General features: G+C 66.0%; 15 protein-coding genes and 1 pseudogene. 9 read left to right on the top strand and 7 right to left on the bottom strand.

Annotated elements, in window-relative coordinates; translation table 11 throughout:
* Positions 1-77 precede the first annotated feature (77 nt).
* The 4 genes and pseudogenes from A39O_RS0107945 to A39O_RS32570 all read right to left on the bottom strand — a co-directional run.
* Entirely contained in the window at positions 78-1,553 is a 1,476-nt protein-coding gene (locus A39O_RS0107945) for a cell envelope integrity protein TolA (RefSeq protein WP_020504146.1), read from the bottom strand.
* 159 nt (positions 1,554-1,712) lie between these two features.
* Positions 1,713-2,645, bottom strand: a complete 933-nt coding sequence (locus A39O_RS0107940) for a DUF6384 family protein (RefSeq protein ID WP_020504145.1) — start codon at positions 2,643-2,645, stop codon at positions 1,713-1,715.
* A complete protein-coding gene (locus A39O_RS0107935) occupies positions 2,642-3,877 on the bottom strand; it encodes a hypothetical protein (RefSeq protein WP_020504144.1) in 1,236 nt (411 codons plus the stop codon). Before A39O_RS0107935 ends, A39O_RS0107940 begins: the two co-directional genes overlap by 4 nt.
* A 338-nt stretch (positions 3,878-4,215) precedes the next feature.
* Positions 4,216-4,635: pseudogene (locus tag A39O_RS32570) on the bottom strand (Rpn family recombination-promoting nuclease/putative transposase); the annotation flags it as partial.
* A gap of 47 nt (positions 4,636-4,682) precedes the next feature.
* Between A39O_RS32570 and A39O_RS0107925 the strand changes: the two are divergent.
* The 3 genes from A39O_RS0107925 (at position 4,683) to A39O_RS0107915 (ending at position 7,208) form a co-directional block, all read left to right on the top strand.
* A complete protein-coding gene (locus A39O_RS0107925; RefSeq protein WP_026199237.1) occupies positions 4,683-5,045 on the top strand; it encodes a thrombospondin type 3 repeat-containing protein in 363 nt (120 codons plus the stop codon).
* 215 nt (positions 5,046-5,260) lie between these two features.
* Entirely contained in the window at positions 5,261-6,622 is a 1,362-nt protein-coding gene (locus A39O_RS0107920) for a TrpB-like pyridoxal phosphate-dependent enzyme (protein WP_020504142.1), read from the top strand.
* Positions 6,623-6,635: 13 nt separating this feature from the next.
* A complete protein-coding gene (locus A39O_RS0107915) occupies positions 6,636-7,208 on the top strand; it encodes a hypothetical protein (protein WP_157639842.1) in 573 nt (190 codons plus the stop codon).
* A gap of 4 nt (positions 7,209-7,212) precedes the next feature.
* On the opposite strand, the gene A39O_RS0107910 is transcribed toward A39O_RS0107915, so the two are convergent.
* The gene (locus A39O_RS0107910) at positions 7,213-8,175 is read right to left on the bottom strand and encodes a BatD family protein (RefSeq protein ID WP_026199236.1); all 963 of its coding nucleotides are present in this window, start codon (positions 8,173-8,175) and stop codon (positions 7,213-7,215) included.
* A 188-nt stretch (positions 8,176-8,363) separates the two neighbouring features.
* Between A39O_RS0107910 and rpsF the strand changes: the two genes are divergently transcribed.
* The 5 genes from rpsF to dnaB all read left to right on the top strand — a co-directional run bounded on the left by rpsF (position 8,364) and on the right by dnaB (position 13,924).
* Positions 8,364-8,735, top strand: coding sequence for a 30S ribosomal protein S6 (gene rpsF, locus A39O_RS0107905; RefSeq protein ID WP_020504140.1), 372 nt, complete (start codon positions 8,364-8,366; stop codon positions 8,733-8,735).
* Between the two features lie 31 nt (positions 8,736-8,766).
* Complete coding sequence (rpsR, locus tag A39O_RS0107900; protein WP_020504139.1) at positions 8,767-9,000, top strand: 30S ribosomal protein S18; 234 nt, start codon at positions 8,767-8,769, stop codon at positions 8,998-9,000.
* Positions 9,001-9,109: 109 nt separating this feature from the next.
* Positions 9,110-10,021 carry a YybS family protein gene (locus A39O_RS0107895; protein WP_020504138.1) on the top strand — a complete coding sequence of 304 codons (912 nt, stop codon included), beginning with the start codon at positions 9,110-9,112 and terminating at the stop codon, positions 10,019-10,021.
* 60 nt (positions 10,022-10,081) lie between these two features.
* Positions 10,082-10,531: a 50S ribosomal protein L9 gene (rplI, locus tag A39O_RS0107890; RefSeq protein ID WP_020504137.1), complete on the top strand. Its 450-nt coding sequence runs from the start codon at positions 10,082-10,084 to the stop codon at positions 10,529-10,531.
* A 285-nt stretch (positions 10,532-10,816) separates the two neighbouring features.
* Positions 10,817-13,924 carry a replicative DNA helicase gene (gene dnaB / locus A39O_RS0107885; RefSeq protein ID WP_020504136.1) on the top strand — a complete coding sequence of 1,036 codons (3,108 nt, stop codon included), beginning with the start codon at positions 10,817-10,819 and terminating at the stop codon, positions 13,922-13,924.
* Positions 13,925-14,342: 418 nt separating this feature from the next.
* On the opposite strand, the gene A39O_RS0107880 is transcribed toward dnaB, so the two are convergent.
* Positions 14,343-15,179: a hypothetical protein gene (locus tag A39O_RS0107880; RefSeq protein ID WP_157639840.1), complete on the bottom strand. Its 837-nt coding sequence runs from the start codon at positions 15,177-15,179 to the stop codon at positions 14,343-14,345.
* Positions 15,180-15,425: 246 nt separating this feature from the next.
* Positions 15,426-15,890 (bottom strand): hypothetical protein, encoded by a 465-nt coding sequence (locus tag A39O_RS0107875; RefSeq protein ID WP_020504135.1) that lies wholly within the window; start codon positions 15,888-15,890, stop codon positions 15,426-15,428.
* A gap of 638 nt (positions 15,891-16,528) precedes the next feature.
* Here A39O_RS0107875 and A39O_RS0107870 point away from each other — a divergent pair.
* Positions 16,529-16,730: IS3 family transposase (locus A39O_RS0107870; protein WP_020504134.1), on the top strand; the 202-nt coding region annotated here is incomplete at its 3' end.

Raw genomic sequence — 16,730 nt, 5'->3', positions numbered from 1 at the left:
GCAACAGATCGAACCCGGCACCTTCCAGAAAGACCCCGCGCAGGATGATCAGGATCAGCCGCCGCTATCGTTCGGTGTCAGAAGCCGCCGCCGGTGCGGAAGCCGCCGCCTCCGCCACTGCCTCCGCCACTGCTGCCGCCGCCCCAGCTCCCGCCACCGCCCCTGCTGCCGCGGCTGATCCGGCCGACGATGTCATCCAGGCTGCCGGTGCCGCCGCCCCAGACGGTCCCGCGGCCGAAGCCGCCGGAACCGAAGTCGGGGTCCGCCTGCTGCGGCCGGTAGCGCTGCTGCTCCTGGAGGATGCGCCAGAGGTTCCGGCGATCGAGCACGCCGTTGATGAACTGTCCCAGCATCATCGTAATCATCGCGTCGTCGCTGAAGGTGGAGCCGGGGCGGTCGTAACGGTTGCTTTTGAAATCGGTGCGTAAGGATTCGACCTCGCTCAGGCGTTGTTGATGCTGTCCCAGTGCCTCGCGCAAGCCTTGGAGGGAGGCCTCGTCCCGGCGCCGTTCGTCGTCGCGCTGCAGCAGGCGGGCGACGATCAGATCGTCGTCCGGCAGCGGGGTGGCCAGGGCCTCGCGCCGCAACTCCATGAGATCATCGCGCTGCACCTCGGCCGCCAGGAGGCTGACGGCCTGTTTGGTGTACTCGTCTTCACCGGCGGCGAAGAGCGCCTTGCGCACGACGACCGCCTGCTGGTCCGTCTGGAACTGCGCGATGTGCTGGTCGACGGCCTCGAGTGCGGCCTGCTCGGCAGCGAGTTGGGCCGCGAGCGCGGGGATGCCGTCGGCCGCCCGCGCGGCCTCGTCCAATGTTTTGAGCGCCGCGAACGCGGCTTCGGCCTGGGCCTTGAGGCCTGCCGCATGGTCGTGCAGCCGCTCCGGGATCTCGTTCAGGCGGGCGTAGTTGGCGCGGGCGTCCGCGTAACCGATGAGGTGGGCAACTTTGCCGTCGAGCAGCGCGATCAGGCCGCGCTTGCGGTAGTCGGGGAGGCCGAACTTGCGTTCCCACAGGTACATGAAGAGCGGATCGGCCCGGTAGGAGGCGCCCTTTTGCTCGCGTTCATCCGCGCTGCGTTGCGCTTTCTCAGCGGCGTGCATGGCCATGCGCTCGGCCTCGCGGGCGTGCTCGCGCTGCGCCTGATAGGCCGGGTCGGTTTCCAGCCGGGCCTGAGTCCGCGCCTCGGCCGCGTCCAGCACCTCGGCGGCGCTGTCCACCTGACCGGCCTGGGCCGCGCGCTCGGCTTCCAGGGCCTGGCGGGCGGCGGCGGCTTCCCGGCTCTGCTGCTCGAGTTGCGCGACCGCGGCCTCACGCCGGGCGAGCAGCGCCATGATCTGCTGCTCGGCCTGATCCAGGTGTTTCACCATGGACGCGTCGGCAAGTTGGCCCAGCCGGACCCGCGCCAGTTCCCTGTAGTCCTGGGTCTGAGCCTGGCGCTGCGCGTCGAGCCGCTGATTGACCGACGCGATCTGCGCCTCGACCGCGGCGACCTTGGTCTGCGCCTGCGTCAATGCCTGATCGATCGTGGCCAGAGTCTGTCTACCGGAAACCATGTGCTTGTCCTCTGTGGATCATTCCGGATGGTCGCTGTGCCGGAACGATGATCATCGCCCAATCGCCCTATAGCCTTCCGACCGGATATCCAGACAGACCCTTGGTGTAGGGGCGGGTTTGAAACCCGCCCCTACGTCCGGTTATCACGTCCGAATGCTTTACCACGTCGTGATCGCGCCGCCGGTGGTCTTCATCTCGTACTCGGGTACCAGGGTGCCGCGTGCCTTGTAGCCGAACCGGTCGCGCTCGATGATGCCGTCATCGCGCTTGTCGCGGGCGACGGATTCGAAGGTGCCCTGGTCGACCCGCAGCCCCCAGACCTTCACGCGCTCAATCCGCTTAGTCTCCTCGTTCTCGACCGGCACCGTCAGCACCCGTCCCGCGGGGTCCACCGCTTCCACGATGATGTAGTAGTTGCGGGCCTTGGTGTTCAGATCCGGAATGCGCCAAACGCCGCTTTGCTCGTCGGCCCGGTTGATGATCCGCAGCCGGTATTCCTGACCCAAGGCGATGCGCGCGGCCTCCAACTCTGCAATCGCGAGCTTGGCACCGTCCTTGTCCTGGTCGCGCAGCGCCGCCTGGCCGGCGTTGTAATAGCGCTCCAGCGTCTGGCGTGCCTGATCGGTCTGGGCCAGGGCGAGCGCCTCGGTATGGACGCGGGCCAAATCAGCCGGTAAGGCGGCGTTGGGAGCGACGAAGACGACATGGTTGATGACGGCGACCAGCACTGCGGCCCCGATCAAACCGCCGATCCACTTGCCCCAGCGCCCGCGATTGATATAGATCCGCGCCAGCCGGGTGCCGATGGAGTGGGGCGGCGGCTTGTAGGTGAAGCGCTCCTCCTTGAGCGCCGCCACGCCCTGCTCGATCACATGGTCCGGGACTTCGATGCCCTGAGCCGCGTAGATCTTGCGCAGGCGCTCCTTCAGATCCTCCTCCCGGCCCAGGTCGTCCAATTCGTTCTTGACGATACGCTCGCGTCGCCGCAGCGTGTCGACCACGTCCATGGCGAGCATCACCTCGTCCAGCGGCTGCTGGCCGCCGGTCGCCGGTGCGGGGGCCGCTGTCTTGACCGCCGCCGCCGCGTTCATCGGGCGGCCTGACTCACCAGACCCTGGCCCTGCTCGGCCAGGCGCGCCAGCTTGCGCTTGCCGTCCTCGACCGCGTCGCGAATTTCATTGGCGTTCTGGGTGCTTTGCTTACGCATGTCCTCGATGATCTCATGCGAGCGGGTTTGCCAGTTGACCACGGAGTCCACCAGCTTCTTGACCGCGTCGGCGCGGACCGTCGGTCCGTAGCCGGCCCGCACCGCCGCCTCCTGGACCTTGCCGCCGATGTCGGCCAGGACTTCCAGCGATTTGCTCACCCCCTCTTTCATCGCCTCGACCGTCTGCGTGCCCTCGTGCAGGCCGAACATCCCGGTGAAGGAGGCGCTGAGCGCGGTCAGGACCACCTCGTTGGTGCTGAAGAAGCTGACCGCCTGGGAGTAGACCCGCTCCTTGGCGTTGGTGGTCTGGAGCAGGCGCGCCATGACCACCTCGGAGGTGTTGTAGGAGATCGTCAGGTTGTCGGACAGGTCCTTGGCGATCTGGTAACGCTTCTCCTCCAGTTGCAGGGCACGCACCTTCTCGTCACGCGCCATCTCCAGGCGGGCACGGTCGGCCGGTTCCTGGGAGGTGTTGGCTTCCACCGCCTGCATCGCCGCGGCGAGTTCCGCCTTGGCCGCGTCCAGTTTGCCCTGGGCGGTCTTCAACACTTCCAGGGCCAGCACCTCGGACTGCTTGAGTGCACCGCGGAAATCCATGTAAGCATTAAGAATTTTTTGCTCGCGCTGGATTTGATCGTTGGTCGAGGCGGTGACCTCGAGGTAGGTGCCCTTGATCTTATCGAAGCGGGTGGCGATATCGCCGCGCGTGACCTTCATCCAGACATTGCCCATCCGCTCGAAGGTATCCAGCTTGCCGTCCTCGATCTGATCGACCATCGACTTGGCATCGTCACGAATGCTGTTGAACGCATTGGTGATCTCCTCGTAGCGGCTGCCGATCTCCATCGCCTCGACCTGTTTGCGCACCACGTCGTTGAAGAGCGACGCCTGATTCAGGGTGCGGGCGATGGCGGTGATCCGTCCCTCGTCCAACACCGAGATCTGGTTCAGCAGCGCGATGATGGGCTCCACCTGCTTGCCGCCGTCGGTAGGGACCAGTCCCAGGTCGTGCAGGCCATTCATGGCCTTATCCAGGTATTGCATGGGGGTCGCGGTGGCAGCGACGGCGGCGGCGTTGGCGGTCGCGGCGGCGGTCGCGGTCTCGGTGGTGCTCATGATGCCTCCTGGGACAGGGGTTACGGGGCTGGTCTTCCGGTCGTTAGGGATTCGGCGCGCATGATGCCGATCGGGGTTCGGCATTCTCGCTGCCCCAATGTAGCGCCGAACTGTTGCTTTCTAAACCGTGCCCAGTGCGGTATGCGATGTTTTTGGATGACATCGGCCTTGGCAGCCTCGACGATTGCTGGAGCCGGCGCGGTTTGCAGCTTTAAGAAAGAAAAATTTCAAACCGTGTCTCCACCGAGGTGCGAGCGGGGATGTGCCGTTGTCCGGGCGTTGGTAGGCGGCGGGGCAGGATGAGCGGCTGGTACCCGGCGAGACAAAACCTGCCGCGTCTATCCTCCGTCGTCGGCGCCCGGCGCACCCTTCAGTAGACGTCTGAGCCGCTCGACTTCCGCCTGGGCGGCGGCTTCACGTTGCAACGCGGCTGTTTCTCTCGCCCGCGCCTGTTCTTCCCCAGCCCGCGCCTGTTCTTCCGCGGCCCGCGCTTGCTCTTCCGCAGCCTGCGCCTGCGCCTGCTCCTGCATCGCTTGCGCGCGGATCGCCGCGGCCTCCAACGCTTCGAGACGGCGCTGGATACTGGACTGCTGGCGCAGGTAGTTCTGGCGCGCCTGGTAGGCGTGGTACTCGCGCTCCTTCTCGGAGAAACCCTTCAAGGTACTCATGGCTTGTTGCATCTCCTCGGTCTGCATCCACTCGGGCAGGGCGTCGGCGTCGAGGCCCTCGCCCTCGGTGAAGAACTTGAGCCACCGTTCAAGCCTGAAAGAACCGGCCCTGCGCGTCGCGTGCTTTGACATCGACGATGGTTACCGACAACTGCCCGCAAGTCACCAACCCCGACCAAGCCAACCACGACACCGATACACTCGGCGACGCCTGCGACCCCGACGACGATAACGACAGCGTCCCCGATGCGAACGACGCCTCCCCGCTGGACGCCACGGAATCCGTGGACACCGACCGAGATGGCATTGGCAACACGGCCGACACCGACGACGACGGGGATGCGGTCGCCGACGACGCGGATAATTGCCCGCTCGCGGCCAATCGCGATCAAGCCGACGCGGACCAAGACGGCATCGGCAACGCCTGCGATCCGGACTATCGGCCGTTCTGTTGGGAGTGCCTGCCCAGCCGCGCCGGTTGGCGGTCGATCCTCAAGTGATCGGTGCAGCCTGGTCGTGTTGGCCGTTGGGGTTCCTTCGTCACCCCAACCTACGGCGCTCCGCCCTCATTTACGGCCACCGGAGCGGCGGACACGCGGTCACGCGCGCACACACAGGTACAAGCGCGCGCCGGAAACTGGCACACTTAGCAAGACGAGCCGGGGACACCCGTCCCCGGCGTCATGCTCCCACTGATGAGGCCTGCGAAAGTATTATGAGCGACACGGTCAAGTACCTGCTCGACGAAGAACACCTGCCCAAGCACTGGTATAACATCAACGCGGACCTGCCGGTCCCGTTGGACCCGGTCCTGCACCCCGGGACCCAGCAGCCGATCACCGCGGATGAGTTGGCGGTGATCTTTCCGCGGGCGGTGATCGAGCAGGAGATGAGCACCGAGCGTGAGATCGAGATTCCCGAGCCGGTGCGCGCGGTCTATCGGCAGTGGCGTCCCTCGCCGTTGTTTCGCGCCCGCCGCCTCGAACAGGCACTCAAGACCCCGGCCAAGATCTACTACAAGTACGAGGGCGTGAGCCCGGCCGGCAGCCATAAGCCCAACACCGCGATTCCGCAAGCTTTTTACAACAAGATCGAGGGCGTCAAGCGGATCGCCACCGAGACCGGTGCCGGTCAGTGGGGTTCTTCGCTGGCGCTCGCCGGCTCCTTCTTCGGGCTGGAGATCGTGGTCTTCATGGTCAAGGTCAGTTTCCAGCAGAAGCCCTATCGGCGCGCTTTCATGGAAGCGTTCGGCGCTCAGTGCATCGCGAGCCCCTCCGAGACCACCGCGTCGGGCCGCGCCATCCTGGCCGAGCATCCGGACAGCACCGGCAGTCTGGGGATCGCCATCAGCGAGGCGGTCGAGGTCGCCGCCCAGCGCGACGATACCAAATATGCCCTGGGCAGCGTGCTGAACCACGTCCTCTTGCATCAGACCGTCACCGGGATCGAGTCGATGCAGCAGTTGGCGATGGCGGGCGACTACCCGGACCTGGTCATCGGCTGCACCGGCGGCGGCAGTAACTTCGCCGGTCTGGCCTTTCCCTTCCTGGGCAAGCAACTGCGCGAGGGCGGCAATATCGAGTTCATCGCGGTCGAACCCTCGGCCTGTCCGACCCTCACCAAGGGATTGTTCGCCTACGATTACGGCGACACCGCCCACCTGACCCCCTTATGCAAAATGTTTACGCTCGGTTCCAGCTTCGTGCCGCCGGGCTTTCACGCGGGCGGGCTGCGCTACCACGGCATGGCGCCCCAGATCAGCCATCTGGCGAAGCTGGGCTACATCGCCCCGCGTTCCTATAATCAGTTGGAGTGCTTCGCCGCGGGGCTCCAGTTCGCCAAGGCGGAGGGCATTATTCCCGCGCCCGAGGCCAACCACGCGGTGCGCGCGGCCATCCACGAGGCTGAGAAGTGTCGTGAGTCGGGTGAAGCCAAGACCATCCTGTTCAATCTGTGCGGACATGGTCACTTCGATATGCAGGCTTACACGGACTATCTGGGCGGCAAGCTCAAAGACCTGGTCTATGCCGAGTCCGAGGTCGCCATGGCGCTGGCGGGCCTGCCGTCGGTTGGTTGAGGCGCGGCCGCGCGTGACCGGACTCCAACCGAACGGGTGTCGGGTCCCGGCGTCGCCGGGCGGTTTCCCGGTGCGCCGGGGTCTGCGCCGGGCGTTGTGTCGGGCCGTGCCGGCGCTGCTGCTACTGGGCATTCAAGCGGCCCTGGTTGCGGTCGGTGTATCGGCGGCGGAGCTGCCGGTCGCCGTACCGGCCGTGGCCGTCGAGGACGATCTTTCGACCCAGGTCGAGCGACTCACGGAGCACATCCACGGCATGGAGGGTAAGCTCAAGGAGTCGGCCGCGGCGCGCCGGACGGCCGATCAGGCGCGCATGGAGGCGGAACGGCGGCTGGCCGAAAACCTGCAGGAGATCGCCCGGTTGAACGCGCAGATCGGCCTGTTGCGTGAGGCCCAGGCCGCCCTGGAGGAGCGTCTCACGCACGCGCAGGAGCAACACAGCCGCGCGGCCGAGTGGCGCGTCGTCGTGGATGAACAGCGATGCCGCTTGAGCAGGGAAGGAGAGGCCCAGGCCCGGCGCGGCGATGGTCTGGACCTGCGGTCCGACCCCGACCCGCTCACGCCGGGGGCGACCCTGGTGATTCCGTGAACCCTCACAACCGCTCCAGCGCATCCAGCCCCGCGGCCACCGGTTCTTGTGCCCAGGCAATCGGCGCAGGGCTGAAGAAGGCCATCTCCAGACGGTTGATCGAGGTGCGCAGGGGCGGCGGGCAGCGCTGGGCGAGTTGGGCCAGGTTGCCGGGCGGGGCCTCGGGCCAGCGCAAGGCGGCCCATTTCAGCAGCGCCGACCGGGCGGCGACGGCATCGCCGGCCTGGTAGGCGGCGTGAATGTGCTCACGGGCCTGGTCGACAGGATCGATGGGCGCGGGTGGTGACGGGGCGGCCGCCGGCGGCCGGGCGATCGGCGGACCGCGCCGGGTGAAGAGGACCGCGGCCAGCACGGTCGCGAGACCCAGGCTGACCCAGAACCAGGTGTTGGAACCGCCCGGCGCGGCCTTGGGCGCGGACGGGGGTGTCCGGTCCGTCCAGGGGGTATTCCAGGGATCGATCCGCGGGGTCGGCGGCGGGCCGGGCAGCGCGGACGGCAGCGGCGGCGCGAACGGCGGGGGTGCGAAGGCGCGCGGCTCGGTGGGTTGGCCGGTGTCCGGCCGCACCGTCAGCGTCAGGGGCGCGGTGTGCAGGTCACCCATCGTGATCGCCGGCACCTGCAGGGCTCCGTCCCGCAGCGGTAGCAGCAGGAGGGTGAGCCGCAACTGAGCGCTGCGGTGACCGTTGTTGATCGCGAGTCGCCGTTCGACGCGTTGATCCAGAATGCGAAAGTCCTGCTCCAGGACCGCGAGGTCCGGCCCCGCGGGGGCCTCGCCCTGTGCCGTCAGGGTCAGTTCCACCGGCTGTCCAAAGGCCAGTTCCCGCGCCGACAACTGGGCCTGAACCGCATCCGCCGCCGGTGCGCCGGCCGCGAATGCTGCCAACAGCAGGCCCAACGGCAGTCCCGGCGGCGCAATGGTCAGGCGGCGCGGATGGGCAGGCGAGGGGGCGTCAGGTAGGAGCGTCATGGTTACGATCGTTCGCCGAAGGTTGGAGGGGATTCCCGGATGTTCGCCAAAGACCGCGCGAAGGCTTTGACGCGGCGCTGCTTCTCCGTATAATGCGCGGTTTCCCGCGATCCGGGAAACTCCTTGCCTCACCGCCACACTATTCCAAGACTTCGGGCGGGAGGCTGTCAATCCGTGAGGAGCAGTTGATGCGACATTATGAAGTGGTGTTTCTGGTTCACCCGAGCCAGAGCGAACAGGTGGCGGCCATGGTCGAGCGCTACCGCGGCAATCTGGAGAAGCGCGGCGGTTTAGTGCACCGGTTCGAGGACTGGGGGCGGCGCCCGCTTGCCTACCCGATCAACAAGGTGCACAAGGCGCATTACATCCTGATGAATGTGGAGTGCGACCAGGAGGCGATCGACGAGCTGGAGAGCGCCTTCCGTTTCAACGATGCGGTGCTGCGTAACCTGATCATCCGGCGTGACGCTGCGGTCACCGAGCCGTCCGCGTTGGTGAAGACCGGCGAAGAGCGCGAGCGCCCGGAGCCGCTGGGCGGCGGCGATGCAGACAACGATTAGGCGCAGCAACCACACCTGAGGACAACCTATCATGGAAAACAGCTCCCGTTTCTTTCGTCGCAAGCGTTACTGCCGGTTTACCGCCGAGGGTATCGCCGAGATCGACTACAAAGACCTCAACCTGCTCAAGGCCTACGTGAGCGAGTCCGGCAAGATCGTGCCGAGCCGCATCACCGGGACCTCGGCCAAGTACCAGCGGCAACTGGCCCAAGCCGTCAAGCGCGCCCGCTTCCTGGCGCTGCTGCCCTATACCGACGGGCACTGATGGGGCTTCGCTGCGGCACCCGCGCGGCGCGCCGTGTGGGTGAGCGCGTGGCCGGCGGTCGCCGTGCGGCTGCCGGTGCAGAGCCCGCTTCAGACCGCGGTTGCGATCCATGAAAGCCCTGGCGGCACTGATCATGCGGGGGCCGCTCCAGGCGGCCCTGGTCACTGGCGCGACCGGTCTGTTCGCGCTTTTTTTTCCGCTGATCGGATTGTTCAGCAGCGCATCCATGGCTTTGGTCACCCTGCGCGGCGGGGCCAGGGCCGGAGCTCTGGTCGGGGCCCTGGCCGCCGTTGTCTGCACGCTTGCGTGCGTCTTCGTTTTCGGATCGCCCTGGCCGGCCCTGGTCGTCGTCATGGTGCTGTGGTTGCCCGTCTGGGCGCTCGGGATCGCCTTGCGGTTCTCCCGTTCGCCGGCGTTCGCGATTCAGATGGCGGGTCTGGTCGGGGTGGTTCTGGTCCTGCTGTTTTACGCGCTGACGGCCAACCCGGAGGCGTACTGGGCTGGTTTTCTGGAGCCGCTGAGCCAGGCCGTGGTCAGGGACGGCCTCGTCGATGCGGCGAGTGCGCAGGCGCTGTTCGCCCAACTGGCGCGCTGGATGACCGGGACCTTTGCCGCCGGCCTGATGATCCAGGTCCTCCTGGGTCTGTTCATCGGGCGCTGGTGGCAGGCCCTGCTCTATAATCCCGGCGGCTTTGGAGCGGAATTCCGGACCTTGCGTCTGCATCCGGCCTTTGGTGCCATTGGTGTCGTGCTGGTGGCCCTGATCGGTTTCACGCGGGGCCCCGGCCTGGTCGCGGATTTGTTGATCGTGCTGTCCCCCCTGTGGTTGTTACAGGGACTGGCGGTGATTCACACCCTGCAAGCGGCCTATGGCCTGCATCGCGGCTGGTTGGTGGGTCTCTACGTGCTGTTGGTCGTGTTCATGCCCCACGCCGAAATCTTAGTGGCGTGTCTGGGCCTGGTGGATATCTGGGCCGATCTGCGTGCCCGTCGCGGACGGCGCCCCCCCAGCCCCGGCTGAGGGCGGCGCGCGCGGCGGCCGCATCCGGGGCGGTCCCCCAAGAGACTGAGGAAAAGAGAAGTGGAAGTCATCCTGCTGAAGAATGTCGGTCGGCTCGGCGCACTTGGCGACAAAGTCAAGGTCCGCCCCGGATATGGCCGCAATTACCTGGTGCCCGGTGGTTTCGCGGTGACCGCCACGGCCAAGAACCTGGAAGCCTTCGAGGCGCGCCGCGCCGAGTTGGAGCGCGCCGCGGCCGATAATCTGGCGAGTGCGCAGACGCGCCAGGCCTCGCTTGCGGGGACCCGTGTGACCATCGCCCGCAAGGCCGGTGATCAGGGTCGCTTGTTCGGCTCCGTCGGCACCGGCGATATCGCCGCGGCCCTGACCGCCGCCGGTGTCCAGGTCGCCAAGGCGGAGGTGCGCCTGCCGGGTGGTCCGTTCCGCGCCATCGGTGAGTTCGAGGTGACGCTGCACCTCTATACCGACGTGGACGCGACCATCACGGTGGACATCGTCCCCGAGGCTTGACCGTGGCGCCCGCCCGGTGGCGGGTGTCGGCCGAGCATCGTCCAAACACCCGACCCGGCTGCTGCCGAGCCGGGTGTCCGGCGTGCGCAACTGCCGGATGATCGATCGCCCTCTTGCCCGCGCCCGCGGTCAGGGCCAAGATCCCTGCCGAACCATCCCACCCCTGCTTGATGCAGTGCCGAGCGGCTGACGCGCGGCACCGGGGCGGGCTTTGCCATTCATCAGGTCGCCGCGCGACGACCGGCATCGCGCCGGTGCGTTCCCGGCGCGCGTGCCGGGGGGACTATGCTCGAACCGACCGACCAGGAACTCCTGGTCCCATATCCCGACTCCGCAACCGACAGTCTGCGGACTCCGCCTCACAACATCCATGCCGAACAGTCGCTGCTCGGCGGCCTCATGCTGGACAACAGCACCTGGGACCGGATCGCCGACATGGTGGTGGAGCGCGACCTCTATCGGCGCGAGCATCGTCTGGTGTTTCGCGCGATTGCGAAGCTGGCGGAGGCGGATCAGCCATTCGACGTGGTCACCCTGGCCGAGACCCTGGAGCGCACCGGGCAACTGGAGCCGGCCGGCGGCCTCTCCTACCTCGGCACCCTGGTCAACGAGACGCCCAGCGCGGCCAACATCAAGGCCTATGCCAAGATCGTGCGCGAGACCTCGGTCCTGCGCCAGATGATCTCCGCGGGCACCGACATTGCCGACAGCGGTTACAACCCCGGCGGCCGGGAGGCCTCCGAACTGCTGGACGCGGCGGAGCGGCGGGTGTTCGAAATCGCCGAACAGGAGAGCCGCGGCGGCGTCGGCTTCCAGCCGATCAAGACCCTGCTGACCCGCGCGGTCGAACGCATCGACGACCTCTACCGGCGCGACGAGCCCATCACCGGACTCTCCACAGGCTTCACCGACTTCGACATGATGACCTCCGGGCTCCAGCCCTCGGACCTGATCATCGTGGCGGGGCGGCCGTCAATGGGCAAATGTGTGGAGGCCGGCACCGAGGTGCTGTTGGCGGACGGCAGCCTGCAAACCATCGAGACAGTCGTGCGGCGTCGCCAGGTGGGTCTGCTGACCCTGGGCGATGACTGGCGTCTGCATCAGACCGAACCCTGCGCGTACGTCGATGACGGCATGAAGCCGGTGTTTCGGGTCACCACCCGTCTGGGCCGTGAGATCGAGACCACCGCCAGTCACCCCTATCTAACCGCCACCGGATGGCGTCCGCTAATGGAACTGGCCCCTGGAGAGGCCGTCGCCGTACCCCGGTGTCTGCCGGTCTTCGGCGATACACCCATGCGCGACTGCGAGGTTCGTCTCCTCGGCTATCTGCTGGGCGACGGCAGTCTGACCGCCGCCTCGCCCAAGCTGACCAACGCGGACCCGCGCATCCAGGCCGATTTTGTGGACGCGGTCACGGCCTGGGTGCCGCAGGGGCGCGACAGCGCCGCGAAGAACGCCCCCAATGCGCTCACCCGCTGGCTCGACGGGCTGGGGTTGCGGGGCCGGGACGCCCATGGCAAGTTCGTCCCGGAGGGGGTTTTTCGTCTGCCCAAGGATCAGGTGGCGCTGTTCCTCAATCGGTTGTTCGCTACCGACGGTTGGGCGACGGTGCTCGCCACCGGCCAGTCGCAACTCGGCTATGCCACGGTCAGCGACCGGCTCGGCCGCCAGGTTCAGCACCTGCTGTTGCGCTTCGGAATCATCGCCAAGCGGCGGCTGCGGCAAGTCAAGGGTCCCAGTGGGCCGGCACGCTGTTGGCAGTTGGACATCACCGACTCCAAGTCCATCAAGACCTTCCTGGCTGAAATCGGCATCTTCTCCAAGGAGACCGCGCTGGAACGCGTTCGCCAGGCGTTGGAGGGTCGGCGCGAGCAGACCAATCGCGACCTGATCCCGCCGGCTTTCTGGGATGCCATCGCCGCCGCCAAGGGTGACGAACCCTGGCGCTGTCTCGCCGAACGCGCGGGGATTGACGGCGCGAGCAACATTCATGTTGGCCGCCGTGCCCTGTCCCGCACGCGCCTGGCGCAACTCGCCGGGGCCTTGGGCGATCGGCGGCTCCAGGATCTGGCCGCGAGCGACCTCTACTGGGACGAGATCGTCGCCATCGAGCCGATCGGCTTGCGCCAGGTCTATGACCTGACCATCCCCGACACACACAACTTCATCGCCAACGACATCTGCGTCCACAACACCAGCTTCGCGATGAACCTGGCGGAGCACGCCGCCATCCAGGGCCGCTATCCGGTCGCGGTGTTCAGCATGGAAATGCCGGGGGATGCGCTCGCCATGCGCATGATGGCGTCGCTGGGGCGGATCGACTCGCACCGGGTGCGCACCGGCAAGCTGGAGGACGACGAGTGGCCGCGCCTCACCTCCGCGGTCAACATCCTCGCCGGCGCCTCGCTCTTTATCGACGACACCCCGGCCCTGTCGCCCACCGAGTTGCGCGCCCGCGCCCGGCGGCTCAAGCGTGAGCAAGGCGGGCTGGGGCTGGTGGTGATCGACTATCTCCAGCTCATGCAGGCGCCGGGCTCCAACGAGAACCGCACCACCGAAATCTCAGCCATCTCCCGCTCGCTCAAAGCGCTGGCCAAGGAGCTGTCGGTGCCGGTAGTGGCGCTCTCGCAGCTCAACCGCAGTCTGGAGCAGCGGCCCAATAAGCGGCCGGTGATGTCGGATTTGCGCGAGTGCGTGACCGGCGACACCCTGGTCGTCCTGGCGGACGGACGGCGGGTGCCGATCCAGGATCTGGTGGGCAGCACCGCCGAGGTCATTGCGGTCGACGCGCAAGGCAAGCTGGTGCGGGCGTTATCGGACCGTATCTGGGCGGTCGGTCGGCGCTCCGTGCAGCGGGTGCGGCTAGCCGGCGGTCGCTGTATTCGCGCCACGGCCGAGCATCGCCTGTTCGCCGACGGCGGGTGGACGACCGTTGGCCAGTTGGCCGCGGGTGATCGGCTGGCGTTGGCGCGGTGTCTGCCGGAACCGGGGATGCCCTTGGTGGATCGCGCGAGCGCCGCAGTCGAACCGCTATCCAACCATGGGGTGATCGAGCAAGGGCCGAGCGATCTGGTTTGGGATCAGGTGTCGGCAATCGAACCCGCCGGTGAGGAAGACGTCTACGACTTGACGGTGCCGGGGCCGGAAAGCTGGCTCGCGGACGGTATCGTCAGTCACAACTCTGGCGCCATCGAGCAGGACGCCGACCTGATCGTCTTCATCTACCGCGACGAGGTCTACAACGTCGAGAGCAAAGACAAAGGCGTCGCCGAGATCATCATCGGCAAGCAGCGCAACGGCCCCATCGGCACCCTGCGGCTCGCGTTCCTGGGCAAGTACACCAAGTTCGAGAACTACACCGACAACTATTACGGCGAGGAGATGCACTGAGCCGTTTGCGTAGCCACGTCCAGAGTCCGGCCATCGTGTCCAACTCGCCGCAGCCGGACGCGCCGCGGCTTCGCACGGCCGCGCGTAGGAGTCCAAGGCTTCAGCCTTGGCCGCCACTGCCCTGATTGTCGTTCCAGGAATCCGTGATCGGGTCGAATCGAGGACGCTACGAGAAGCCGATTTACGAAGATCTTCGTACCACGCGGGCTCGACCTCCGGTGACGGGGGCGACTCAAACCGGAGGCCGACGCTTTAGCGGGCGGCGCCCGCGTCCGGCTGACGCCTCGGCCTCCGGTGTGTTGTGCGTGTATGGAGTTTCGGACTTCACCCGAACGGCGCCGCGGAGAGCGCGCCGGCCGGGTTTCCGACCCAAGCCAGCGACAACAATGCGCCCAACTGATGACGGACGTTCATTGCGTTACTGCCTCTGGTAGATCGCCTTCGTCTGCTCGTCGCGGAGGGTGTCGGCGTCGAGGAAGGTGAACTGGGTCGCGGCGGCGGGATACTTCAGTTCCGTGCACAGGCTGCCACGGACACACCATTCCTTGGGTTCCCATCCAGTCGGCTTCTGGCTCAGTTGGAATAGGGTCGGCGAGATGGGCGAGACGGTGTAGGTGCCCCACACCTGCACAGTCAAACCAAAGTCCCAGCGCTCGAACCGGTTGAAGTTCCCGCTGGCGTCGAGGATCGCGATGCCCTCGACCCGCGCGCCACCCAACATTAGGCTGGTTTGCCAGGTCCCGACGACCGATGCGATCAATGTTGCCGCCAATGGCGGGGGCGACGGCGAGCCGACATCCGGCGACGGTGCCGGGGTGGAGAAGGCCGGCGGCAATGGTTTTGGACCGGGCGGGGGAACTGCCGCCGGCACTGGCCTCAAGTCAGCAACTACGGGGAACTGCGCGCCAGGTGTGGGGACGGGCGGCGACGCAACGGGCATTGGTTCGGCGTGCGGTTGCGTAGGCTGAGCGACCGGGGGGGTTGCGGCGGGCAACGCCGCGACGAGCGATGCCGGGTCAGCCTCTCCTCGCAACGTTCCTTTGAAAGTGTGGTTGGCGATGACGACCTTGATCTCGTCGGTGGTCGGGTGCTTAAGGATGACCGCCTCCGCCCAGAATTCCCCCGGAATCCAACCGTTGTCCTCGCAGACGAAGGTCTGACCGTTGGCGAGGGGAATCTCCTTATCGGTCTCGCAGCCCTCGAACAGAACAATATCGTAGCCGTCAGTCGTTTCAACCGCGGTCTCGCCGATCACGACGAAACCCTGCTCTTGGTAAAACGCGACCGTATTGTCCTCGGCGCCGGCAGGCCCGGCACAGGCGACGGCGAGTAGGGCGGATAACCAGAGAACGGGCCGGGCAGCGAGGCAATGAATCATCATTTGGAGAGGCACCCTGATGCGACAGACACTCCGCTCGCAGCGGCAATTTATAAACATAAGCTTAGTCAAGGTGGGGGCAGTCGGCAAGGGACCGGCAGCGGCGGCAGCAGTTCCAAATGGCTATAACCCGTCCAGAATCGGTTCTATGTCATAGGTATGGGTCAGCATGGGAACGCCACGGGCCGTGGCCCCCGGGGCATCGCGGGCGTCGGCGATTCGGCGGTAGCCGTCCTGAATCTCTTTGATCAGGTTGTCGAGCCGTAGACCGTCGCAGTAGTCCCGCGGACTTTGAGGATTCGCGGTACGCCGCGCCTTTGGCAGCAGGATCTCATCGGTCGTGTCGATGAGGTCATTGCCGCCGGCACTCAGCAGGATGGTATCCCAGCGCCCTCCGCCGGCGCCCAAGGCTGCGCGTAATTGTGGGTTTTTCACGATCTCCGACATATGCTTGATCGTATCCCCCGGCAGTGCGCAGCTCACGATGCGCGTTTGCTTGCGAAAGCGGAACTCGGAGTGAATCTGCTGATGGACCGGGCGGCGGGTTTCCGTAAACTGGTGATCTTTCGAAATGTCCGTCGTGCACATTCCACCGTCGGTACGTGCAACGTTACGTATCGCGCGGATCCTGGTCTTGACCCTTGCGCAGCCCCTCGATTCCGCCTGTCGGCCGGTCGAGTCCGTGCGGCAATCGTACGCAACGGACACCGGCAGGACTGTGCGCGTATCGACCGACCACTCTGTAAGCGCGAATACGGACAAGCAATGAGCGGACTGCACCTATCATTGTGAGGACCCACAGCGCCTAACGGCCAATAGCCTGCGGCAGGTTGCGCGGAGGAGCGAACACCGGACCGACGGTACGATTTGGCAGCCAGCGCTGGAAGGGAGTCGAGGTGCAAGTGGCGCTTGGGCCAACGACCGGCGCGCCGAACCCGAGGCTCCGGATCGACCCCCCGACGACTGCGCGGAGTCGTGGTGGTGCGCACTAAACCGCGCCCAGCGCGGTATGCGATGTTTTTGGATTGGCTCGGCCCCGGCAGACTCGACGATTGATGGAGTTGGCGCGGTTTAAAGTTTTGAAGAGCATCAATTTTAACCCGCGTCTCCACCGAGGTTGGTGAAATCCCCAAGGCCGAACACAAAATGAAAATTACGCATTATAGTGGACCCTGAAAACCGGACAGTAATTTAAGCTCGCGTCGAACCAAAAGGGGCATATCATAATGGGCGAAGCGAAGCGCAAGACGTACACGGCATCCTTCAAGGCCAAAGTCGGCCTGGAGGCGATCCGCGGGGTCAAAACGACGAACGAGATCGGACAGGAGCATGGAGTCCATCCGGTCCAGGTGGGGCAGTGGAAAAAGGAGATCCTGGAGCAGGCCGGGACGCTGTTTGAAACCAAGCGTGGACGTCAGAAAGTGGACG

Origin of the sequence: Lamprocystis purpurea DSM 4197 (assembly GCF_000379525.1) — a bacterium.
GTDB lineage: Bacteria > Pseudomonadota > Gammaproteobacteria > Chromatiales > Chromatiaceae > Thiodictyon > Thiodictyon purpureum.
Note: the sequence above shows the minus strand (reverse complement) of the source record. Positions and strands in the feature narration are given on the sequence as shown.